The 22,984-nt window shown below is 48.5% G+C and carries 18 protein-coding genes; 15 read left to right on the forward strand and 3 right to left on the reverse strand.

Annotation, left to right across the window (positions count from 1 at the left end; all coding sequences use genetic code 11):
* The first annotated feature begins 30 nt into the window (after positions 1–30).
* The 8 genes from MARGE09_RS20580 to MARGE09_RS20615 all read left to right on the forward strand — a co-directional run bounded on the left by MARGE09_RS20580 (position 31) and on the right by MARGE09_RS20615 (position 10,627).
* Entirely contained in the window at positions 31–843 is an 813-nt protein-coding gene (locus tag MARGE09_RS20580) for an ABC transporter permease (protein WP_236985027.1), read from the forward strand.
* Positions 844–846: 3 nt separating this feature from the next.
* Complete coding sequence (locus MARGE09_RS20585; RefSeq protein ID WP_236985029.1) at positions 847–1,638, forward strand: ABC transporter ATP-binding protein; 792 nt, start codon at positions 847–849, stop codon at positions 1,636–1,638.
* Positions 1,635–2,372: an urea amidolyase associated protein UAAP1 gene (locus MARGE09_RS20590; RefSeq protein WP_236985031.1), complete on the forward strand. Its 738-nt coding sequence runs from the start codon at positions 1,635–1,637 to the stop codon at positions 2,370–2,372. The genes MARGE09_RS20585 and MARGE09_RS20590 overlap by 4 nt, the downstream gene beginning before the upstream one ends.
* Positions 2,369–3,010, forward strand: a complete 642-nt coding sequence (locus tag MARGE09_RS20595; RefSeq protein ID WP_236985032.1) for an urea amidolyase associated protein UAAP2 — start codon at positions 2,369–2,371, stop codon at positions 3,008–3,010. The genes MARGE09_RS20590 and MARGE09_RS20595 overlap by 4 nt, the downstream gene beginning before the upstream one ends.
* Before the next feature lie 250 nt (positions 3,011–3,260).
* Entirely contained in the window at positions 3,261–6,872 is a 3,612-nt protein-coding gene (uca, locus tag MARGE09_RS20600; RefSeq protein ID WP_236985034.1) for an urea carboxylase, read from the forward strand.
* Positions 6,869–8,680, forward strand: a complete 1,812-nt coding sequence (atzF, locus tag MARGE09_RS20605) for an allophanate hydrolase (protein WP_236985035.1) — start codon at positions 6,869–6,871, stop codon at positions 8,678–8,680. Before uca ends, atzF begins: the two co-directional genes overlap by 4 nt.
* A 191-nt stretch (positions 8,681–8,871) precedes the next feature.
* Positions 8,872–9,492: a hypothetical protein gene (locus MARGE09_RS20610; protein ID WP_236985036.1), complete on the forward strand. Its 621-nt coding sequence runs from the start codon at positions 8,872–8,874 to the stop codon at positions 9,490–9,492.
* A gap of 403 nt (positions 9,493–9,895) precedes the next feature.
* Positions 9,896–10,627 carry a DUF3592 domain-containing protein gene (locus MARGE09_RS20615; protein ID WP_236985038.1) on the forward strand — a complete coding sequence of 244 codons (732 nt, stop codon included), beginning with the start codon at positions 9,896–9,898 and terminating at the stop codon, positions 10,625–10,627.
* Between the two features lie 7 nt (positions 10,628–10,634).
* Here MARGE09_RS20615 and MARGE09_RS20620 read toward each other — a convergent pair whose 3' ends face one another.
* Positions 10,635–11,549, reverse strand: a complete 915-nt coding sequence (locus tag MARGE09_RS20620; RefSeq protein WP_236985039.1) for a hypothetical protein — start codon at positions 11,547–11,549, stop codon at positions 10,635–10,637.
* Positions 11,546–12,898, reverse strand: a complete 1,353-nt coding sequence (locus tag MARGE09_RS20625) for a sphingomyelin phosphodiesterase (protein ID WP_236985041.1) — start codon at positions 12,896–12,898, stop codon at positions 11,546–11,548. The genes MARGE09_RS20620 and MARGE09_RS20625 overlap by 4 nt, the downstream gene beginning before the upstream one ends.
* Before the next feature lie 436 nt (positions 12,899–13,334).
* Here MARGE09_RS20625 and MARGE09_RS20630 point away from each other — a divergent pair, with 436 nt between their 5' ends.
* Together MARGE09_RS20630 and MARGE09_RS20635 are read left to right on the forward strand one after the other, a co-directional pair.
* Positions 13,335–13,823, forward strand: a complete 489-nt coding sequence (locus MARGE09_RS20630; RefSeq protein ID WP_236985043.1) for a Cif family virulence factor — start codon at positions 13,335–13,337, stop codon at positions 13,821–13,823.
* 228 nt (positions 13,824–14,051) lie between these two features.
* On the forward strand, positions 14,052–15,239 hold the full coding sequence (locus MARGE09_RS20635) for a fasciclin domain-containing protein (RefSeq protein ID WP_236985045.1): 1,188 nt from the start codon (positions 14,052–14,054) through the stop codon (positions 15,237–15,239).
* Between the two features lie 68 nt (positions 15,240–15,307).
* On the opposite strand, the gene MARGE09_RS20640 is transcribed toward MARGE09_RS20635, so the two are convergent.
* Positions 15,308–15,619, reverse strand: a complete 312-nt coding sequence (locus MARGE09_RS20640; RefSeq protein ID WP_236985046.1) for a hypothetical protein — start codon at positions 15,617–15,619, stop codon at positions 15,308–15,310.
* Positions 15,620–16,036: 417 nt separating this feature from the next.
* Between MARGE09_RS20640 and MARGE09_RS20645 the strand changes: the two genes are divergently transcribed.
* From MARGE09_RS20645 to MARGE09_RS20665, 5 genes are all read left to right on the forward strand, one after another.
* Positions 16,037–18,415 carry an efflux RND transporter permease subunit gene (locus MARGE09_RS20645; protein ID WP_236985048.1) on the forward strand — a complete coding sequence of 793 codons (2,379 nt, stop codon included), beginning with the start codon at positions 16,037–16,039 and terminating at the stop codon, positions 18,413–18,415.
* Between the two features lie 80 nt (positions 18,416–18,495).
* A complete protein-coding gene (locus MARGE09_RS20650; RefSeq protein WP_236985050.1) occupies positions 18,496–19,305 on the forward strand; it encodes an outer membrane lipoprotein-sorting protein in 810 nt (269 codons plus the stop codon).
* Positions 19,306–19,347: 42 nt separating this feature from the next.
* Entirely contained in the window at positions 19,348–20,019 is a 672-nt protein-coding gene (locus tag MARGE09_RS20655) for a TetR/AcrR family transcriptional regulator (RefSeq protein ID WP_236985051.1), read from the forward strand.
* A 136-nt stretch (positions 20,020–20,155) separates the two neighbouring features.
* Positions 20,156–21,358, forward strand: coding sequence for a hypothetical protein (locus MARGE09_RS20660; RefSeq protein WP_236985052.1), 1,203 nt, complete (start codon positions 20,156–20,158; stop codon positions 21,356–21,358).
* Positions 21,359–21,504: 146 nt separating this feature from the next.
* Positions 21,505–22,950, forward strand: a complete 1,446-nt coding sequence (locus MARGE09_RS20665) for a hybrid sensor histidine kinase/response regulator (RefSeq protein ID WP_236985054.1) — start codon at positions 21,505–21,507, stop codon at positions 22,948–22,950.
* Positions 22,951–22,984: the final 34 nt, after the last annotated feature.

Below are 22,984 nucleotides of genomic sequence, written 5' to 3' on the forward strand. Positions count from 1 at the left end.
CCGTTTTAAACGGCGATGTAGGATTTACCCGTGAAAAAACTTATTAATTACTCCCCAAAACGCGGCAACGGTTTTTTGCTGGGCTTGCTTCCATTTGTTTTGCTGCTCGCAGTTTATTTAATTAATTCTGAACTGCGCTTGGCCGAAAACCCTGACGACAAATTGCTGCCGGCCTTTAGCCAAATGGCCGACTCCATGCACCGCTTAGCGTTTGAGCCCAGCAAGCGCAGTGGCGATTACCCTTTTTGGAGCGATACATTAAGCAGCTTAACGCGCCTAGGTATGGGCGTTGCTATCGCCGCATTATTGGGTTTAACAATGGGCGTGCTAACCGGTGCGCTGCCAGTAATTGGCGCGAGTTTTTCGCCATTATTAACGGTGATATCGCTGGTGCCGCCGTTAGCTTTGCTGCCTATCTTATTTATTGTATTTGGCCTTGGCGAAGTGTCTAAGGTGGCCTTAATCGCCATTGGCATTACGCCGTTTATTGCCCGCGATATGGAGCGGCGCACGCGCGAAATTCCTCACGAACAATTAGTTAAAGCGCAAACCTTGGGTGCCAATACCAGCCAAATTTTAGTGCGTGTCTTACTGCCGCAGGTGATGCCGAAATTGATTGATTCGGTGCGTTTATCGCTGGGGGCTGGCTGGCTGTTTTTAATTGCCGCCGAGGCCATCGCTGCTACCGATGGTTTGGGTTATCGCATCTTTTTGGTTCGGCGTTATATGTCGATGGATGTGATATTGCCCTACGTCGCTTGGATTACCTTGCTCGCGTTTTTATTTGATATTGCGCTAGCCAAACTTAACGACCGACTGTTCCCTTGGCATAAAGAGGTATAAGTGATGATTGAAGCCAAGAATATTTGGAAAAGTTACGGCGACGCGGTGATTTTAGAAGGCATTAATATCACCGTACAAGAAGGCGAATTTGTAACCTTAGTGGGCACGTCAGGCTGCGGTAAAAGTACCTTTTTAAAAATGCTACTCGGTACCGAATCCATTAGTAAGGGCAGCCTATTATTAGATGGCAAACCCATTCCCAGCGAACCCGGCGCCGACCGCGGTATTGTGTTCCAACAATATTCTGTATTCCCACACATGACAGTGCTGGATAATGTCATTGCCGCCAAAGGCTTTTTAAAGCGCTCGCTCACCGGCTACCTATTCGGCAAAGAAGCCAAGGCCGCCCGCGCCGAAGCCACCACCATGCTAGAGGAAGTTGGCTTAAGCCACGCCCTTAAGCGCTACCCGCACGAACTTTCTGGTGGGATGAAACAACGCCTCGCCATAGCCCAAGCGCTTATCGCCAAACCGCGCATATTGTTATTGGACGAACCCTTCGGCGCACTCGACCCCGGTATTCGCGCCGATATGCACAAGCTAGTACTTAAGCTGTGGCGCGAATACAAACTCACCGTGTTTATGGTGACGCACGACCTGAAAGAAGGGTTTTACCTCGGCACGCGGCTATGGGTATTCGACAAACTGCGCATCGACGAACAAGCCCCCAACGCCTACGGCGCCACCATTACCTACGATTTATCGGTTGGCGAAATGGCCTCTGATCTTTACCAAGAAATTAACGACAAAGTGGGGCAAGACGAACAAGAACCCCCAACGGAGACCTCTGCATGACGCCTTACACTACAACGCTGCAAAGCGGCGGCCATTGGTCGCTGCGCGTGCGGCGCGGTTTGCAAATGACACTCACCGACATATCCGGCAACGGCAACCTCGGTATGCTGTTTTACAACCCCGAAAACCTGCTAGAACGTTACAACGCCCCCGACACGTTAAAGTGCCAGCACACCTTTAAGCTGACACAAGGCCATTGCTTATATTCCGATATGGGGCGCATTTTCGCCTCGATTACTGGCGATACAGTTGGCTGGCACGAAACCGTATGCGGCAACAGTCACGCCAGCCACATTAGCGAAAAGTGGGGCGCGCGCGACTATCAAAACGACCGCAACCAATGGCATCAAAACGGTAACGATGCCTTTTTGGTAGAACTAGCCAAGTACGGCCTAGGCCGCGCCGACATGGCCGCCAACATTAACTTTTTTAGCAAAGTCACCAGCAACGAACAGGGTGATTTACGGCTTGCCGAAGGCAATAGCCCCGTCGGCAGCCAAATTACCCTGCGCTTTGAAATGGACACCCTCGTACTACTTCACAGCTGCCCTCACCCACTAAACACGGCAAGCCATTACCCGCGCCACGAAATCGGCATTGCATTAAGTACCGCCGCGCCGGTCACTAAAGATGACGAGTGCAAAAATGCCTGCGCCGAAAACCAACGCGGTTTTGCTAATAACGCGCTCTATCACTTGGGCATAGATAGCTTAAGCATGGGGGCGTCACGATGATTATCGCCAGCAAGCTTCAACCCGAAAACGCCATCGAACGCAAAACCGTCGCCGCTGGCGATTACAGCCTTAACTTAATTAAAGCTGGGCAAGTGGTGCGCATCGTGGATTTAGAAGGCAACCAAGCAGCCGATACCTTGTTCTACAACGCCAACAACCCCAGCGAACGCTACAGCGCTACCGATACCCTGCGCGAGCAAGGCAATTTATACCTTACCGCCGGCAGCCAACTGCGCTCTAACGATAACAACGTGATGCTAGAAATTGTGGCCGATACCTGCGGCCGCCACGACACCATCGGCGGCGCCTGCGCGACGGAATCAAACACCGTGCGTTACGACCTCGAAAAACGCTGCATGCACGCCTGCCGCGATAGCTGGATGTTAGCCATCGCCGAGCACCCCGAATACGGCATAGCCAAGCGCGATATCAGCCACAACATTAATTTTTTTATGAACGTGCCCGTTACGCCCGAGGGCGGCTTAACGTTTGAAGATGGCATTTCGGCCCCCGGCAAATACGTAGAGCTGCAAGCCAAAATGGATATTGTGATGCTGGTCTCCAACTGCCCTCAACTGAACAACCCCTGCAACGGCTACAACCCTACTGCGATTGAATGGTTGGCTTGGGATGCTTGAGCAAGCAAAAACTCAATAGAGTAACGCGGCTTGTGATTTCAGGACGTTGGAGGCATGGATGCCGACATAGAGCGTACATGGATGTATTCACAGCGTGCCTGAAATTACAGGCCGCATTGCTCAGCTCCAATGTCCAGCACACTTGCAAACTGACTCAACAATATTGATCACAATAAAATGAACAACCCCGCGCGGTGGACGGCCACCTTCAATAGCGCGCCAACTGGGACGACCCAGCGAAGGTTTGAACATGTTTAACACAGTGTTAATCGCCAACCGCGGGGCCATTGCCACCCGCATCATTCGCACACTTAAAGCCATGAAGATTACGGCTGTTGCGGTATATGCCGAATCCGATGCCGACAGCCTGCACGTCAAGCACGCCGATATCGCCATACCCCTAGGCGAAGGCGCCGCTGCCGAAACCTACCTTAACATCGATAAAATATTGGCCATCGCTAAGCAAACCGGCGCGCAAGCTATTCACCCGGGCTATGGCTTTTTGAGCGAAAACGCCGACTTTGTGCGCCGCTGCGAGGCGGAAGGCATTGCCTTTATTGGCCCCACCCCCGAGCAAATGTTGGCCTTTGGATTAAAACACCGCGCCCGCGAACTGGCCGAAAAAGCCGGTGTGCCGCTACTGCCCGGCTCCGATTTACTCAACGATTTAGAATCCGCCTGCCTAGCCGCCAACAATATTGGCTACCCCGTAATGCTAAAAAGCACCGCCGGTGGTGGTGGTATTGGTATGCAACTGTGCCATAACGAAGCCACCCTACGCGCCAGCTTTGATTCGGTAAAACGGCTAGGTGCCAACAACTTCGCCGACGATAGCGTATTTTTAGAAAAGTTTATTGCCAAAGCACGCCACATTGAAGTACAAATATTTGCCGACGGTGCAGGCCAAGCGCTGGCCTTAGGCGAGCGCGATTGTTCTAGCCAAAGGCGCAACCAAAAAGTGGTAGAAGAATGCCCCGCGCCCAACCTGCGCGATAGCGTGCGCCAGCAACTACACCAAACCGCCGAAACCCTATTAGCCTCGATTAACTATCGCAACGCTGGAACTGTAGAATTCATTTACGACATGGAAAGCGAACAGTTTTACTTTTTAGAAGTAAATACTCGCTTACAGGTAGAGCACGGCGTTACTGAAGAAGTCTACGGTGTTGACCTTGTAAAATGGATGATAGAACTGGCCGCAGGTAAAAGCCCTGATCTTACCGCCATCAAACCCCAGCTAACCCCCAAAGGCCACGCCATTCAAGTGCGCGTTTACGCCGAAGACCCATACCGCGATTTTCAACCCAGCCCCGGTTTGCTCTCGTATGTTAAATGGCCTGAAGGTGACGGCATCCGCATAGACTCCTGGGTGGAATCCGGCATTGAAGTACCACCCTACTTCGACCCCATGCTGGCCAAAGTCATTGTGCACCAGCCCGACCGCGCACAAGCCTTAAACGCACTGGCTAACACCTTAGCCGATTGCGATATTTACGGCACCGAAACCAACTTAGGCTATTTGCGCGCATTGGTTGCCGACCCAGTATTGCAACAAGGCCAAGTACATACCCGCTACCTTAACGACTTTCACTTTACCCCGCTGCGGGTCGATGTACTGAGTGGCGGCACCCAAACAACACTGCAAGATTACCCCGCCCGGCAAGGCTACTGGGATGTGGGCGTACCGCCTTCTGGCCCGTTTGATAACTACAGCTTTAGGCTAGCCAACCGCGCGCTGGGCAACCCTGCCGATGCCGCCGCGCTAGAAATTACCCTACAAGGGCCGAGCTTAGTCTTCAGCCAAGCCACCACCATCGCCCTGGCCGGCGCCGCGATTGATGCGCAATTGGATAACACCCCCGTTGCTCCTTACACCCCCATTACCGTAGCCGCCGGCCAAACCTTGGTATTAGGGCGCATCAAAGAAGCTGGCGCACGGGCCTACCTTGCCGTTGCTGGAGGCTTTGATTGCCCAGCCTATTTAGGCTCGCGCTCTACCTTCACGTTAGGGCAATTTGGTGGCCATAACGGGCGCGCCTTACGCACAGGCGATGTACTGCATTTACAGCAACCGGTAGAAGGCGCGCAACCAGCGCAAGAAGCAATACCGGCAACCCTGCAACCACAACTGGGGCACCACCATCACATTCACGTGATCTACGGCCCACACGGCGCGCCCGACTTTTTTACCGACGACGACATTCAAACCTTTTTTGCGACCCAATGGGAGGTGCACTACAACTCTAGCCGCACCGGTGTGCGCTTAATTGGCCCCAAACCCCAATGGGCGCGCAAGGATGGTGGCGAAGCCGGCTTGCACCCCTCCAATATTCACGACAACGCTTACGCCTTTGGCAGCATCGACTTTACCGGAGATATGCCGGTAATCCTCGGCCCCGATGGCCCATCGCTGGGCGGTTTTGTTTGCCCTGCAACAGTGATAACCGCCGATCTATGGAAGCTAGGCCAACTGCGCGCCGGCGATAAAATTACCTTTGTGCCTACCACACTCAAAAGTGCCGTGCAGCTAGAAGCCGAGCAAACGTTAAGCCTGCAAACGTTGCAAACACCTAGCGAGCAGCCCCCTCTAATCACTACAGACATCGGCTCGCCCATACTCAAAACGCTGGCCGCCGAGCGCTTTGGCGACTGCATTGTTTATCGCGCCGCTGGCGACCACTTCTTACTTGTGGAGTACGGCGAACAAGTACTCGATATTCGCCTGCGCTTTCGCGCCCACGCCTTGATGCAATGGCTGCAAAAAAATCCATTACCCGGTATGCGCGAACTCACGCCCGGCATTCGCTCGCTGCAAATTCACTACAACAGCCAACAACTGAATATAACGCGCCTGCTGGATTACCTAGAGCAAGCCGAGGCCGAGCTAAGCCAGCAGTTGGCTAACCTTGCCGTGCCCTCGCGCATCGTTAATATTCCGCTCAGTTGGGATGACGAAGCCTGCCAATTGGCCATCAATAAATACAGCCAATCGGTACGAGCCAACGCACCCTGGTGCCCCAGTAACCTTGAATTTATTCGCCGTATTAATGGGCTAGATAGCATCGATGATGTGAAGAAGATTGTCTTTGATGCCAGCTATTTGGTGATGGGCTTAGGCGATGTTTACCTGGGTGCGCCGGTTGCCACCCCTATCGACCCACGCCACCGTTTAGTCACAACCAAATACAACCCCGCCCGCACGTGGACGGCCGAAAACTCGGTGGGTATTGGTGGCTCATACATGTGTGTTTACGGCATGGAAGGCCCCGGTGGGTATCAGTTTGTGGGCCGCACGCTGCAAATGTGGAACCGCTACCGCCAAACCCACGAGTTCAGCCAGCCGTGGCTATTACGCTTTTTTGACCAGATTCGTTTTTACGAAGTAAGCAACGAAGAACTCAGCAAAATTCGCCGCGACTTCCCACAAGGCCGCTACCCCATCACCATCGAAGAAGCCGAGTTTTCCCTGGCCGATTACGACACCTTTTTGGCCGACCAAGCCGACAGCATCGAGGGCTTTAAGCACATGCGCCAGCAAGCCTTTGCCGACGAGCTAAGCAACTGGCACGCCACCGGCCAATTCAATTTCGACGCCCCCGAAGCCGACAGCACAGATAACGACATTACATGGCCAGAAGACGCGATCGTGGTCGATAGCTCGGTATCCGGCAGCGTTTGGCAGCTTGAAGTAGAAAAGGGTCAAACAGTAGAAGCCGGCCAAACGCTGGTGATTTTGGAATCCATGAAAATGGAAATCCCCATTTATGCCCCCACAGCCGGAGTCGTTTTAGAAGTACTCCCCAGCAACGGTAGCCGCGTGAATGCCGGCCAAGCATTGGTAATTATTGAGGACCAGCAATGACACTAGATATGGGTTTTGACGCCCTGAAAAATGCCTACGCCAATACCGAATTAACCCCCGAGCAGGTGATGGCCGATATTCGCCAGCGGGCCAATAGCTATAGCGATTACAACATTTGGCTGCACCTACTGAGCAAAGCCGAGCAAGCACCGTGGTTAGACGCGCTAGCGCAAAAAGACCCCGCCACCCACCCGCTGTGGGGCATTCCCTTTGCAATTAAAGACAATATAGACCTTGCCGGCATTCCCACCACCGCCGGTTGCGAGGCGTTTGCCTATACGCCAGAGGCCTCTGCTCAGGTTGTACAGCAGTTAATTGACGCCGGCGCTATTCCCGTGGGTAAAACCGCACTGGACCAATTCGCCACCGGCCTGAACGGCACCCGCTCAACCATCGGCCCTTGCCATAACGCCTTTAACCCTGGCTACATTAGTGGTGGTTCTAGCTCGGGCTCGGCGGTCGCGCTCGCTTTAGGGTTATGCAGCTTTAGCTTGGGCACCGACACTGCCGGCTCTGGCCGCGTGCCCGCGTGCTTCAATAACTTAATTGGCTTAAAACCCAGCCGAGGCTTGCTTAGCGCTAGCGGCTTAGTGCCCGCGTGCCGCAGCCTAGATTGCATCAGTATTTTTGCCTTTAATACCGACGATGCCAACCAAGCTTTAGCCGCCGCCGAAGGCTTTGACCCCAGCGACGATTACAGCAGCGCCAACCCCTTTGGTAACCAAGCCCGCCACTACGGTAAACGCGCAGGGCCACTAACAATCGGCATTATTCCGCAAAGCCAGCTGCAGTTTTTTGGCGACGACGATTACCAACAAGCCTATGCCGAGACCCTCGAGGCTTTAGCCAGCGAAGGCGTGAACCTTGTCGAGATCGATTACGCCCCCTTTGCCGAAGCCGCAAAGCTGCTTTACGAAGGCCCTTGGGTCGCCGAGCGTTACTTAGCCACTCAACCCTTAATCGACGATAACCCCGAAGCCATATTCCCCGTAGTGCGCGAAATTATTGCCCCCGGCGGTGCCCCGCGTGCCACCGATTTATTCACTGCCGAATACCGCCTCAACGGGTTAAAGCGTGCCTGCCAAGCACAAATAGCCAGCGTGGATTGTTTGCTTACGCCAACGGCAGGGCGGTTATTTACAATAGAAGAAATGCTCGACAAACCGATTAAACGCAATAGCGAGCTGGGCTACTACACCAACTTTATGAACTTGGCCGACTTAGCCTCCATCGCCGTGCCCACCCAATTCACCCCCGCCGGTTTGCCCTTCGGCATTACCTTAGTGGGGCAAGCTTTTAGTGACCGCGCACTGCTCAGTATTGCCAATCACATTCAAGCCTTATTCCCACTGAATAAAGGCACCCTGCCGTACCCCACCAAGCCCAGTAACACAGCGCCAACCGCTAACCCTAATACCATTGATGTTTTAGTGTGTGGCGCACACCTGCAGGGCTTACCGCTTAACTGGCAACTGACCGAACGCGGCGCCACCCTAAAAGCCAAAACCCAAACCGCCCCCCACTATCGCATGTTCGCCCTAGCCGGCGGCCCACCTTTTAGGCCGGGGTTAATTGTGGACAAAGACAAAGGCGCCGCCATTGAAGTTGAAGTATGGACTATGCCCATACAAGAATTTGGCAGCTTCGTCGCAGGCATTCCGGCGCCCTTAGGGATTGGCAAGGTGGAGCTGGAAAACGGCGAATCGGTGTGTGGGTTTATTTGTGAGGGGTATGGGATTGAAGGGGCGCAGGAGGTTACGCATTTTGGCGGCTGGCGGGGGTATTTGGCTGCTCAAAATAAGTCTTAAACGATACTCATGCTCCAAGAATTCAGCATCAAACAATTTATACTTACAAGCCAAGTTTGTGCATAGACGTGTCGTTAATTTACATTTATATTCTCGCCGCCTCAGCAGCAAATTTTGACACCGTTAAATTGAGGTGCATAGCCTCCAATCTTCGGACACGATTTACCCAAAGGAAAGACAACGGAAATGACATGAACAAGACAATTAATACCCTCTCAATATCAAGCATTTTACTCGCATTAAGTGCATGCGGCTCAGATAACCGTTCAACTGATGATTCCCTGGCGAGTTCATCCTCTATGTATTCCAATAGTAGCCTGGCCAGTACTAGTAGCTCATCACTGACATCTGCTGATAGTGATTCTTCAGCTAATAACTCAAGCACTCCAAACAACGCCAACAATATAAGCACCGCTCTTGATGGTGTTTGGTTTAAAGACTGCTTTGCGGAAGACTCATCTGACCCTGATACGTTTTATGACACCGTTGAAGTAACCTTCGACAACGGTAACGTTTCAACAAATATTCATGTTTACACAGATTCTGACTGCACAAACCCTATGCCATTAGCGCCAAATCCTACAGCCCAAGGGACTTTCTCTATTGGCGCGAGCTTTACATCCGGTGACGGCATCACCGTGCAAGAACTGGATGTTCACTTAACAGAAGCGAATGGCGCACCTTTCGACGAATACTCGTACAATATTTTTTACATTGACGGTGATCAACTGTTTACCGGAGGAGAAGACGCAGAAACCCCCAGCGAACGCCCAACAATGCTGGACTTCACATCGGCCTTTATTAAACAGTAAATAAAGTTCTGCTCAGTAAAAGTAGTAGCCTTCACCCGTAGACTTAAAATGGGTGAAGGCTTAGGCTTAATTCTAGCGATATTAGTAATATCGATTAATTCACAACCTATCTCGCTGTTATCTATTGCTACATCTAATGCAATCAACCGCCCGCTTGCCAGCGTATAGAGCAAACCGTCAGTTTCACTCTCGACGAACCAATAGCAAAATGTTCTACTAACGTTTTCTATTCCAAAGATATAAGAAATTTTCTATCTTTATCCCCCTCTATTATCTAATTTAGCGCTGTCCTTGTAGGCTATTCAATGTACGGAATATATACCCGATGATAACTCCAGTGGAGAAAAAATTAGTACAGGAAAAGAATAAATTTTATCTTCTACTAGCGATTTACATTTCCCTTATGCCAATCGGCATAATAATCATTTTAAGCGTTATGTATTATGGCCTGCACATCTACATGATTGTTTTAGGGTTACTACTGTGCAGCGCATTTATTGTTGGTACTTGGGATTTATGCGCACAGAGAAAGAAGCTTGCGTTCGAGCGTGACCCCGAAAACGTGAAAAGCCCAAATCTATTTGATGTCGAAGACATGGAATCGATGTTTGACCATAGCCACTACCCAGACTTTCCAGTGACAGGCTATATATCTGCTATTGTATTTTTTGCCGTGGGTCTTGGTTTATTCTTCCACCCTGGGCTGGCAATGATGGGGTTTGAAGGCCAAATTAAAGCTAAAAGCTGGCCAACAGTCGAAGGGGTTGTCGTGCATTCAAGAGTACTCGAACACCCTATACCCAGCACTAATCGCCCGTATAAAGCCGAGCTACTCTTTCGCTATGAAGTAGACGGGAAAAGCTATAACCTCGATGAGCCCTACAGGGGCCAAAGCCTAAGCTGGCGAGATAACATGAGTGCTTACAAAGAGCGTTCACGCTATAAAACCGGCGCTCCTGTCACTATTCACTACGAGCCAGGGAATCCTTACAACGCCACTATTGAAGTTAAGTTAAGCATGTGGTCGATTGTGCAATTTTGGATATTGGCTTTTTGTATTTACCTGGGTTTCACTTTCCTTGCTGGCTCAACGCAGCAAACGTGGCGATTTATACAATCAAGAAAAGATAGATAACTTATTTTTACTGAAAGAAATTGATTTTGAATTCTTTCATTCTGCGCTCTTGATATTCCAGCCAATCAGTATCGCTAAGGTGGCTTAAGCTGGTGTTGCGCTCAATGTCTAATGTCTGTCGAAATGCTTGCAAAGCGCTTTGATAATTTAGCGCCTGCGCTTGCTGCGCCTGGCGGCGAACTAAACGCTGTTTTTCTTTTTGCGCAGGTGCTGCAGCCAAATATTTCTCTGCAAGATTTATTGCTAAAGTCGAATTCGATTGCAGCTCTTGGCTAAAAAAACGTTTAGCCGCGCCATAAGCATCTACGCTATTGTTTTCCGGCTGCTCTTCAAGCCAGGCATCGAAAACTTGAAGTTTGCCAGCAACAGATAGTCCCTGGCTTTCACGCCTTAGCGAATCGAGCTGTAAACTTTTATCGTAAAAGGCCAGCTCTTCAAAAAAAATCTCCTTCGCTAAATCACCCCAAACACTGTCATAAACCGATTTCACCACCGCAATTTTTTGCTCTAAGGGTTGGCCTAAAGCATACAGCTCGTATTCTAGGGTTTCATTAAACGCTTGCCGCTTTGCGGGGTACTCTTTTATTAGGCGGTAACGCTCGGACTCCAGCTGGGGCTCTATTCGCCTTAGCTGCTCTTGGCAATTATTCTTTATCTGGCACTTTTTCCAAAAAGCTTCGATAAAAGCAATAATCTTGGTATTTGGAATATGATGAATATCTACTAATAAATTATCAATAGGTGTCTCTACACTGGAACTTGCGAATGCTGGTACGTTTAGGGCCGGCATATGCTCTACCACTGGGGCCGAAGTAATCGCGACTGGGCTAATATTTTTCTTTTGAATCGTATAGAAAAAAACAATACCCGCACAAGCGGTGATTATCAGTAGGCTAAATATAACGGGCTTTTTTTGCATCATTCAATAAAAGCTTCTACGGGAAAGTGATCCGATAAATCCCATAAATTCCATAGCGCAGGTGAGGTACTGCGCGGAATGCGCACATTATTAACTAACGAACTTGATGCACCATACTGCTCACTGACTAACACATAATCGAGGTATTCAATATGGTCCCCGCCAGACCCAAATGCAGAGCCATGCACATTAATAAACGGGTCAAAAGTAGCTTTAGAATACCCAGTATATTCTGGCTCGGCGGCCTCTAAGGTTGCTAGCATTTGCTGGTAATCCTCAGGGAATAGCCATTTATTGACATTAAAATCACCACCATAAATTACCGTCTCGTTTTTAGGTATTTCCATAGCTTCGGTAAAATCACGCATTTGCTGGAACTGATTCTGCCGATATAAGCGTGCAATATCACTATCAAAAGAAGCCGTATGAGCAGAAAAAATATGGTAAGAGCGGCCATTTTTTATCACCTCCATGTAATTAATGCCTTTGTCTGCTAGGCAATCGTTACCGGCACAATCTGGAAAATATGCCTGTGCCTGCCGCACAATAGGGTAACGGCTTAACAAAATGACACCGCCATTAAATAGATTAGGGTTTGGGCTATTCAACATGTTGGAAACATAGGTATAACCGAACTCCTCCTCTAATGTATTGACCAAATTTTCGTATTCGTTGGAAAAAGCCTCCTGCAATAATAAAACATCGTATTGCTGTAAATACGGCGGCATAGCCTGCAAACGCACTTTAATTTCGTCAGATATAAAAGGAAGGGCCCATATATTATAACTAAGCACCGAAAGCTTATCTGCTGATGGATCCAGCTTTGCTGGCGAATAAGCCTGGGTATAAACGTAATGAATATCCTCGTAAAGGCCTTTGTTTTTAGCTTTAAAAGCAAGCTCAGCCGTTAATCCATTAGCTTGTTTAAGTTCGATGCGATAAATGTTTTGATCGGTTTGTAAAGGTAGCGGAGCACTATCAACCAAAGCGCTAAAACTTAACGAGGAGCCAGTCTGTAAAGATATAATTTTTTGCTGCAATTCAACATTAATATGCTCGCCTTCGACGTGTGTCGAAAACAAGAACTCTTGCCCCGCTACGGAGTAATCTTGGCGATTAATGCGAAGAATAAGCTGCGTACTATAAGGTGGAATGCTTTTTTCCTGCACGGTATATTGTTGGCTTTGCTGCAATAATGCATCACCACTTTGTTGTACCTGAACATTTAGTGTTTGATGGGTATTATTAACAAAAAAGATATCGCTATAAGGGGAGTTATCTGGCGCATCGCCCACACAAGAGGTAAGCAAAAAACACATCACTAATACAGCCCAAGAATAACGAGTAATCATGCAAAAAATCACTTAAAGTAAAACCAACAGCGCATACGATGCCGCACCAAAAATGAACAGCTCCTCAAAAAATGAGAGTAAGCAACCGCAAAACGATAGCATAAGTTGCGTTTATAGGTGTGGGTTTTACTCGTTTTACCATGCCAGTTCACAGAGTCGCCACTTTTGCTATTAGCGCAACGAATGTTCTACACAATTGGGAAGATGAATAGACTAAAAGCTCATTTTATGACATAAAGCCCGCCTTTCATTAACCAATAGCCGCGAATGCACGCTATCACCCTGCAGTGCCGATAATCCGGTTTTAATAGCCAACAGGGGTTCAATAGCTTGATGCTGGCCAATCCTATGAATGGCGATTAGCTGGTGATCTCCCCGAATTAGGCTTCACCATCCAGTGTATCAATTGCACAACCACACCAAAGTAGTAGTGAGTATGTTTTTTAGAGTTACCTTAAGCGCATTGATTCTCTTTTTCCTTGCGGGCTGCCAAGAAGATAAAAACACGATTAAAAAAAGCACGGTACTAAAGCTTTTTTCGGAAATTAAAGAGCTGTACCTTACCGGTAACGTCGACGCGATGATGGACCACTATACCGACGACATAATAGTGGTTGCCAATATGACGCGAGAAACATCCATTAAAGGTGTCAAAACCAATATTTCATTAAAGTTCTCAAAGGAAAAATACAAAGCCTTAATTGAAAGCGTTGCCGCGAAAGCCAGCGGTCACACTTATACAATTAGCAATTTGACTATTACGACAGAAAAAGGCTTGAATAGAGCATTTGCATCTTATGATGCAAGCGAAAATATGTCGTTAGACGATGAAATAATAGAAACAAAAAGCTTTGTAGAGATATCACTGATCAAAGCAAAAAGCGGGAAGCTATTAATTTCTGGCATGACAGTTACCGAAGTTTAGGTACCGCACCTTAAGTGACGCACTTTAAAATGCATTTATTAAAGTGCCCATTTTCACAACGTCCTACCCCGCAACAACAGCTCTGGCGCTCAGCCAGGCCGGTATAACCATTCAAACCGCATTATAAAACGACCTGCCTCACACTTTTCTGACATTCATACATCTAAATATTCAATGTCGACGTAACTGCAACAGACTTTTAAATCATTATTTATAAGGCTAGTTGCAATGACTATTCCAATTCACTTCAAGTATTTTCTGCTCTGTTTACTGACCTTGGGGCTTTTAGGCTGTGGCGGCGAAGACAAAGACCAAGCATTACAAAGAGCCTATCAATCACAAGCGGTGAATTACACGGTTTTAGAAATACTCGAAAATGATGCACAGTTCAGCACACTTGTTGCCGCGCTCAAGGCTACCAACCTAGATGTTGCGCTCGCCCAGAGCGGCCGGAAAACTCTGTTTGCTCCCACCAATAGCGCATTCAGCGCACTCGGTGAAAATACCGTTAACGCTCTGTTACAAGATCCAGAGACGCTTAAGAATATTTTGCTCTACCACCTATTACCAGAATCTGAAGTGAATGCTTTTAGGGCTTTAAAAGCCGCAGGCACAACACTTGCCAGCGGCAACGGTATTCTATTAAGCGTGAACCGCTCAGATCAGCGTCTATTCATAAATGGTGTCGAAGTGACAGATGCAGACAATAAAGCAACTAATGGTGTGCTCCACGGTATTAATAAGGTTTTACTTCCACCCGAGCGTCGCAGTGTAGAGGAAGTTAAAAATGATATTTTAATGCTGGCGGAATCGTATAAAGGCATTGAAGACACTGACTTCACATTGGCCGCTAGCTTCGAGCCGCTCCTAGCCGAGCTACTCACATTGGCGCCACAAGTACCTGTTGCGCAGCGCATTGGGCTAGTAGCCCAACCTTGGAAGCAAGTATGGGGGCCTTACGATTACAACAGTGGCCAACAAGGTGTAAACCCAGACATATCACCCGACGAAATTTTTCAAGTGATTTTTGAGGACGGCTATTACTACAATGTAACCCCGCTTACCAATGCCGAAACCGGTGAGGAACAAATTGGTATGCTCAGGGGACAATTTGCTTTCGATAGCAAAAATGATCAATGTTTAAACGTGCAATTCACGCAATTCCCAGGCTTATCGTCAAGGCCCGCAGATCTCAACTTGTGGCAACTGCCCGAACTGCAAGAGGCAGGGATTATTGCAATGCAGACGGGGCTTGAATCTGTAGAAATAGTCCCCGACTTTGTTGTAAGGCTTTTTTTCGGTGGCGGCACATTATGCGAAGTTTACACCGATGAGACGATGCGTATCTCTATTAGCACCGAAGATGACAACCCGTACTTTACAAAGCTATATGTTTTAACAAAAGTCGAAAACTAAACCCAACTTAATACTTTGAAAATACATTGCCTCATAGCTCACCTTAGCTATGAGGCGTAGCTGTTTTATTAGTGCCTAATGCCAATATCCGGCGAACGGATAATATCGCCTTCGCTGGTCAGCACGGCAAATTCACCTTTTTTGTCGTGTTTAATCACGGGAATAATATTGTTTAAGTCACTACGCCGTACAAATGCCAGCTCCCAGCCAAAGTATTCCATAGTTTGAAGTGCATCAAGTTGCGGCGTATTAAGATAGAGGTCGATACTCTCGGGAATTGGCTCCATGCCTTTCCTGCGCTCTACGTATTCAACCAAAGGCGCAAAGCCGTTATTCAATGTGTGCTGGGGGGCAGTTTCAACCGTTGGACTATCTAACATAAGTGACTCCTTTTACGAGCGTTTGCGACAAACTCTCATATCAATATTGTCGCTATGACTATCTTTGTCAAAAAGCATTTTTGCATAGCGAAAGACTGTGTAATTTCCTTTATTGATAACACTCACCGCTTCACTCGTTATACATTTAATAATAAATGCATTAACCTTGTGAACGCTGGGTCGTATTGATCAGTATCCATTCTTACATATATTACCTGTAAGAAAGGTGAATGCGTCGAGCTTCTGGCAATTTCACTATTTAAGCCTAGGCTATTAACACCTCGTTATAGATAACATCTTGATATATAGCACTCTTATGATTATTCAAATTTCTTGTTGACAGACCAGTTGGTCTGTCATGTAATTGCACCCGACCAACTAGTCTGTTTACGTTTACCTCAGCACAAGGAGCCCCCTGTGGAACAGAGTTTTGTAACCCGTTATGCCGAAGCCGTAATCCGTTTTCGGTGGTTAATTCTGCTTGCTAGCCTTGCCATTATTTTTGTCGCTGCAAGCGGCGGTAAAAACCTTGCGTTTACCGATGATTACCGCGCTTTCTTCGCCAAGGAGAACCCCCAGCTCGCCGCTTTCGAAGAAATGCAAAATACTTACGATAAATCCGACAATGTGCTCTTTGTGGTCACCCCCAAAGATGGCAATGTTTTCACCCCTAAAACGCTAGCGAGTATTCAGTGGTTAACAGAGCAAGCGTGGCAAACGCCTTACTCGACCCGAGTAGACTCCATCACCAATTTCCAGCATACCGAGGCCATCGAAGACGACCTCAATGTGGCTGACTTGGTTCTTAATACCGATACTCTTGCGCCTGCAGACTTACAAACTATCAAAGACATTGCGGTTAACGAGCCGCTATTGATTCAGCGCTTAATAGACGATACCGGTACGGTTACCGGTGTGAATGTCACCTTACAGCTGCCAGGTAAAGAACTGACTGAAGTACCAGAAGCGGCCGCTTTTGTGCGCGATTTAGCCGAGCAGCTCAAAGCCCGTGATAGCAATTTAGAAGTGCGCTTAAGCGGTATTGTGATGATGAACGCATCATTCGCCGAAGCCGCTCAAAACGATATGGCCACGCTGGTACCACTGATGTTTTTGGTGGTGATTATTGTGCTTGGCTTTTTGCTACGCAGCGTTAGCGCCACTGTGGGCACGGTGTTTATTATTATGTTATCCATTGCTGGCGCCATGGGTATTTTTGGTTGGATGGGGTTAAAACTCACACCGCCCACAGCTTCTGCACCAACCATCATATTAACCATGGCCGTTGCCGATGCCGTGCATTTATTGGTTACCTTTTTATGGGGTATGCGCAGTGGAGGCTTAAATAAACAACAAGCTATGGTTGAAAGCCTGCGCGTAAACATGATGCCCATTTTCCTTACCTCGGTAACCACCGCGCTTGGCTTTTTAAGCATGAACTTTTCTGAAGTACCGCCACTTGCGCACTTGGGTAATATTGTGGCGCTGGGCGTTATGCTGGCGTTTATTCTCAGCGTCACGTTTTTGCCGGCACTTATTGCGGTATTACCCGTAAAAGTGAAGCCCCAAGCCCTTAACCAAAGCTATGGCACCAGCCTGGGTAAATTAGGCGCCTTGGTTATTCATCGCCGCAAACCCTTGCTGTGGGGCATGCTGGCTATTAGTGTAATGTTTACCGCTTTTGTGCCTAAAAACGAAATCAACGACGAATTCGTTAAATATTTTGACGAAAGCGTGCCCTTCCGCCTAGATACCGATTACGCATCCGAGCACTTAGTCAGCCCTTACACCATTGAGTATTCGTTTAAATCTGGCGAGGCCGGTGGCATAGCTGAGCCACAATACTTGAATAAAGTAGAGGCGTTTTCTAAGCATTTAGAAAGCTACCCCGAAGTGAGCCATGTCTTCACCCTTACAGATACCATGAAGCGGCTCAATAAAAACATGCACGGCGACGACCCAGCTTATTACAAGCTACCTGATTCGCGGGAACTCGCCGCACAGTATTTATTACTGTACGAAATGTCACTGCCTTATGGCCTCGATTTAAACAACCAAATCGATGTGGATAAATCGGCTACGCGTATCACCATGTCAACGGTAAGCCTTAGCAGTAACCAGGTTATCGAACTAGAAAAATCCATTAACCAATGGCTTGCGCAAAACGCTTCTGAATATAGCGTTGATGCCGCTAGCCCTAACTTAATGTTTGCTCACATTGGCGTGCGCAATGCACACAGTTTACTTGGCGGCACGACCATCGCTTTAATTCTGATCTCATTCATTTTAATTGCCGCTTTACGGTCGTTCAAAATTGGCGTTATCAGTTTAATTCCCAACTTGGTGCCGGCCGGTATTGCCTTTGGTATTTGGGGGCTAGTTAACGGCCAAATTGGTATGAGTGTTTCTATTGTGGCCGGTATGACGCTCGGTATTGTTGTTGACGATACCGTGCACTTTTTAAGTAAGTACTTACGTGCCCGCCGCGAAAAAGGCTACAGCGCACAAGAGGCTTGCCTATACGCCTTTACCCATGTTGGCCAAGCATTAGTGGTCACTACCTTAGTGCTGGTTGCCGGTTTTATGGTGCTTGCATTATCGACGTTTAAGCTCAATGCCGACATGGGCATTGTTACCGCGCTTACTATCGCGGTTGCACTCATTGTGGATTTCCTACTGCTGCCGCCACTACTGATGGCTTTAGATAAAGGTAAACATCGCCAAAGCGCCGCCAGTGGTGCGACGACCAACCACAGCGCAGAAAATATCGGCAATATCGAAAATTCCGTCGCCTAACGCAACCTAAGCCACAACACCATGCCGCACTGTGCGGCATGGGCTCATCGAGCACGTTAATATTTAAATATGGAGCCATTATGACCACCCTTTTTACACCCTTAAGCCAACTGGCCACAGCCTGCGCTTTTAGTTTGGGCTTACTCATCGGCAGCCCGGCTTTAGCCGAAGACAACGCTCAAAAGGGCCTCACAATTGCAGCAGAGGTTCAAACCCGCGATAGCGGTTGGGGCGATAGCCACGCCACCATGGAAATGACACTCACCAATAAACAAGGGCGCAGCAGCCAGCGCAAGCTGGAAATGCAAACCTTAGAGGTGGAAAACGACGGCGACAAAACCCTCACTATTTTCCACGAGCCACGCGATGTAAAAGGCACCGCTTTTTTGTCCTTTTCCCACGCACTTGAGGCCGACCAACAGTGGCTGTATTTGCCTGCCCTTAAACGCGTTAAACGCATTAGCTCGGCCAATAAATCAGGGCCGTTTTTAGGCAGTGAATTCGCATTCGAAGACTTATCCTCACTCGAAATTGAAAAGTACAGCTACGAATACCTGCGCGACGATACCTTAGGCGAGTACCCCGTTTTTGTCGTTAAGTATGTGCCGCAATACGAGCACTCTGGCTACCAATACCTAGAGGTGTGGATCGATCAAAAAGAATACATTATTCGCAAAACTGAATATTACGACCGCAAAGGCTCGCACCTTAAAACACTGGAATTCAACCAGTACAAACAATATTTAGATAAGTATTGGCGCGCCATGGAATACGTGGTGCAAAATCACCAAACCGGCAAGCGCACCCAGCTCGATTGGACAAACTACAGTTTTCAAAACGGAATTGATGACAAAGACTTTACCCAAAGTGCGCTCAAGCGCGCCCGCTAGTACCATTCTGCAAGCCCGTTTTTTGATGTGAGAGATACCAGTATGAGCGATTGCAAAGTGCGAGAATTCGCCAAGTCCATTTACCTCAAGACCTTTGGCATGCGCCAATGTCGCGATGCAAAATCGGAGCAAACACGCGACCGCATTCTAGAAGCCGCTTTTACGGAAATGTACGAAAACGGCTTTCAAGGCATGCGCATCGAAAACGTACTGCAAAAAACGGGTTTGGCCAAAGGCGCGCTCTACCACCATTTTCCCAGCAAAAAATCGCTGGGTTATGCCGTAGTCGACGAAGTGTTGTTCACCATTAAAAAGCAATTATTGCACGGCCTCCCAGAATCAAAAGACCCGATTACAGCCTACTGCCAAATTCTGACCGAGCTTGCTAACCAGATAACCGAAGACGACGTAGTACGCGGGTGCCCGCTGAATAATTTATCGCAAGAAATGTGCGGCCTAGACGAAGGCTTTAAAACCCGCCTTGCCGCCATTTACAACTATTGGCAGCAAACATTAACAACCGCGTTAGCTTTTGGCCAGCATAACGGTACCGTCAGAAACAATATCGACCCAGATATTGTCGCCACGTTTATTATTAGCTCGCACCAAGGCATCACCGGTACAACCAAGTGCTTACAATCGGTGACGCTATTGCGGCAGCTGAATCAAACATTGTGTGATTACATGGAAAGCTTAAGGCCAGAAGCCGCTTGAGTGTTTGCGCCACACCGGAATATTTGCACCACAATAGCTGGCCCCACCAATATTGATTAACATAAATACGTTTAAATTCGGCGTCGATGTGCGCTACCCTTCCACCCCCTCGTCCGCACAGATCTAAGGAATTGTTGTGAATAAATACAGTGTCGCTATCGCCCTTGCACTGAGTACTAGCACCACTTGGGCGCTCGATATTAAAGGCAACATCGGCGCCGAAGCCCGCTATTTTACCGAGTTCCAAAAAAGCCAAGCCTCGGCCTTTGGCGAGCTTGAGCTTTACTGGCAAAGCGAAACCAGTAACCACAGTTTTACCACCAAAGCCTTTGCCCGTGCAGACGATACCGATAGCGAACGCAGCCATATCGATTTACGCGAATTTGCTTGGCTCTATTATGCCGATACGTGGGAAGTACGCGCTGGCGTCAGTAAAGTGTTTTGGGGGGTAACAGAATCGGCTCACCGCGTGGATATCATCAACCAGACCGATGCGGTGGAATCACCCGATGGCGAAGAAAAGCTGGGCCAACCGTTACTGCAACTTACCCGCATACACGATTGGGGCACGCTTAACGCTTTTGTGCTGCCGTATTTTCGCGAGCGCACCTTTGAAGGCAAAGACGGCTATATCGGCTTGCCCTTGCCTGTTGATATCGACAATGCTCAGTATCAATCCTCTGCCAAGCAAGAACACATTGATTGGGCGCTACGCTACAGCCATACCTTTGATATTTGGGATATCGGCTTATCGCACTTCGTAGGCACCGACCGCGAACCGTTATTGGTTGCTGGCGCATCCCCCCAGGGTGATGCCGTATTTTTACCTTACTACAGCCAAATTCAACAAACCGGCCTTGAAGTACAAGCAACGCTGGATTCTTGGCTTTGGAAGTTAGAAGCCATACACCAAAGCACTCGCGATCAAGGGCTACCAACAGGCTTAACACCTTTTACACAAGACTTTACCGCCATCACAGCAGGCTTTGAGTACACCTTAGTCGGCATTGCCGATAGCGCCATGGATTTAGGCTTACTGGCCGAATACCACCACAACGACCTCGACCAAGCCGGCCTTGACCCACTCCAAAACGACCTTTTCGTCGGCGCGCGCTTAACACTTAACGACATTCAAAATAGCAGCTTGCTGCTAGGGTTAGTGCAAGACCTCGACTATAGCAGCAGCCAAATCGGTTTTATCGAAGCCAGCCGGCGCTTTGGCGATAACTGGGTAATCACACTCGATGGCCGCTTTTACGACAGCAATACCCTCGAAGACCCGATTATGTCTGTACGCAAAACCGATCACTTAACCTTGGATGCGTCCTACTTTTTTTAGTGCTGCGACCTCGGCCATCGCAACGTTCTTTTTGATTAAAAGCCGACAGGTTATAACTAACACTGCTATGTGATCATCGCTGTTTAGCAAGCAAAGTATGGTGTTTGAGCTAAGGTTTAAGTAACAGGACCGCGCTCGAGCCGACGATGCACCCAGCTAATAAAGTTCTCATTATTGAAGACTCTGTCACCTTCTCGACAATGCTGCACGACAGCATTGTCGAGGAGTATGGCTTCGAGGTAGATATTGCGAGCACCTTGGCCGATGCACGTAAGTTAGTCATCACAAACCCCAAACAATACTTCATAGCAATAGTCGACTTACACCTACCTGATGCAGTGCACGGCGAAGCGGCCTTTTTTGTGGTGGATTCCGGCATCCCGACGTTGGTATTTACCGGCACTAACGACATGTCTTCCGAGCACTTATGGAAGATGGGCATTGCCGATTACGTACACAAAGACACTCCCAATAGCTTGCCTTATGTGGTGTGGGCAGTAGGCCGCTTTAACGCCAATCGCGACATTGGCGTGTTAGTCGTGGACGATATGCACACTGTTCGCCAACACATCGAACGCGCATTGCGCCTGCAAAATTTTAATGTGTACCTAGCGCAAAATGTTGAGGAGGCTTATCAGCAGTTGCGTGAACATAGCGCCATCCGCATTGTTATCGTCGACCACTTTATGGAAGGCGGGAACGGCATAACCTTAACGGGCGAGCTAACCGAGCATTACTCCTATGACGCCCTAGAAATTATTGGCATGTCCGATAGCGGGCTTTCTACACCCTTTTTGAAAGCCGGCGCCGTCGACTTCTTGCATAAACCCTTTTGTAACGAAGAACTTCTGTGCCGCATTAACCACAGCGCCGACCGGCTAGACACCTACCAGCGCCTGCATGCCCTAAGCCAAGTGAAAAACCGTTTTTTGGGCATGGCAGCACACGACCTGCGCAACCCGATTGGCGCCATTAAGGCATCGGCGGCCTTTTTAGCCAAAGATAGCATCAGCGATCAGCGTCGCTTTCAAGTCGCTAAAATGATCAATAGCAACTGTAGCGATATGCTCGCGCTGCTAGAAAATTTACTGGATATCAGCGCCATCGAAAGCGGCCATCAAGAGCTCAACCTTGTGCCCTGCCAATTTAACGAGCTAATCAGCCATCGCCTAGAAGTACTCCGCTTTCACGCCGATGATAAAAACATTGTGCTGCACACACACTTTGATGACGACATTGAAACCTCCATCGACGTCATCAAGTTTTCGCAGGTGATTGATAATTTAGTCAGCAATGCCATTAAATTCTCACCGCCTGAAGGCGATATTTGGATTAAAACCAACCTCAGCGATACCCACTTCCGCTTACAAGTTATCGACTCTGGGCCGGGCCTTAGCGATAGCGATAGCGCCAATTTGTTTCAGCCATTTTGCAAGCTTTCGGCAAAATCGACCAAAGGCGAAAAACAAACCGGCTTGGGTTTAAGCATTGCTAAAAGCGTTGTGGAAGCCCTCGGCGGCACAATATTTTTTAAGCGTACCGTTGATGGCCATTCCCGCTTTGTTGTGGATGTAGTGTTTTCACCTCCATGATACGACTTGCCCTCTCAATGCTTTACCACTTTAC

Source organism: Marinagarivorans cellulosilyticus (genome assembly GCF_021655555.1).
Classification (GTDB): domain Bacteria; phylum Pseudomonadota; class Gammaproteobacteria; order Pseudomonadales; family Cellvibrionaceae; genus Marinagarivorans; species Marinagarivorans cellulosilyticus.

Excerpts from the sequence above, each read along its gene's own strand:
- MARGE09_RS20610 (WP_236985036.1), top strand. The coding sequence starts at position 8,872 with ATGAACAAGACAATTAATACCCTCTCAATATCAAGCATTTTACTCGCA.
- MARGE09_RS20625 (WP_236985041.1), bottom strand. The coding sequence starts at position 12,898 with ATGATTACTCGTTATTCTTGGGCTGTATTAGTGATGTGTTTTTTGCTT.
- uca (WP_236985034.1), top strand. The coding sequence starts at position 3,261 with ATGTTTAACACAGTGTTAATCGCCAACCGCGGGGCCATTGCCACCCGC.
- MARGE09_RS20585 (WP_236985029.1), top strand. The coding sequence starts at position 847 with ATGATTGAAGCCAAGAATATTTGGAAAAGTTACGGCGACGCGGTGATT.
- MARGE09_RS20630 (WP_236985043.1), top strand. The coding sequence starts at position 13,335 with ATGTTTTTTAGAGTTACCTTAAGCGCATTGATTCTCTTTTTCCTTGCG.
- MARGE09_RS20635 (WP_236985045.1), top strand. The coding sequence starts at position 14,052 with ATGACTATTCCAATTCACTTCAAGTATTTTCTGCTCTGTTTACTGACC.
- MARGE09_RS20640 (WP_236985046.1), bottom strand. The coding sequence starts at position 15,619 with ATGTTAGATAGTCCAACGGTTGAAACTGCCCCCCAGCACACATTGAAT.
- MARGE09_RS20655 (WP_236985051.1), top strand. The coding sequence starts at position 19,348 with ATGAGCGATTGCAAAGTGCGAGAATTCGCCAAGTCCATTTACCTCAAG.
- MARGE09_RS20620 (WP_236985039.1), bottom strand. The coding sequence starts at position 11,549 with ATGATGCAAAAAAAGCCCGTTATATTTAGCCTACTGATAATCACCGCT.
- MARGE09_RS20595 (WP_236985032.1), top strand. The coding sequence starts at position 2,369 with ATGATTATCGCCAGCAAGCTTCAACCCGAAAACGCCATCGAACGCAAA.
- MARGE09_RS20590 (WP_236985031.1), top strand. The coding sequence starts at position 1,635 with ATGACGCCTTACACTACAACGCTGCAAAGCGGCGGCCATTGGTCGCTG.
- atzF (WP_236985035.1), top strand. The coding sequence starts at position 6,869 with ATGACACTAGATATGGGTTTTGACGCCCTGAAAAATGCCTACGCCAAT.
- MARGE09_RS20615 (WP_236985038.1), top strand. The coding sequence starts at position 9,896 with ATGCCAATCGGCATAATAATCATTTTAAGCGTTATGTATTATGGCCTG.
- MARGE09_RS20665 (WP_236985054.1), top strand. The coding sequence starts at position 21,505 with ATGCACCCAGCTAATAAAGTTCTCATTATTGAAGACTCTGTCACCTTC.
- MARGE09_RS20650 (WP_236985050.1), top strand. The coding sequence starts at position 18,496 with ATGACCACCCTTTTTACACCCTTAAGCCAACTGGCCACAGCCTGCGCT.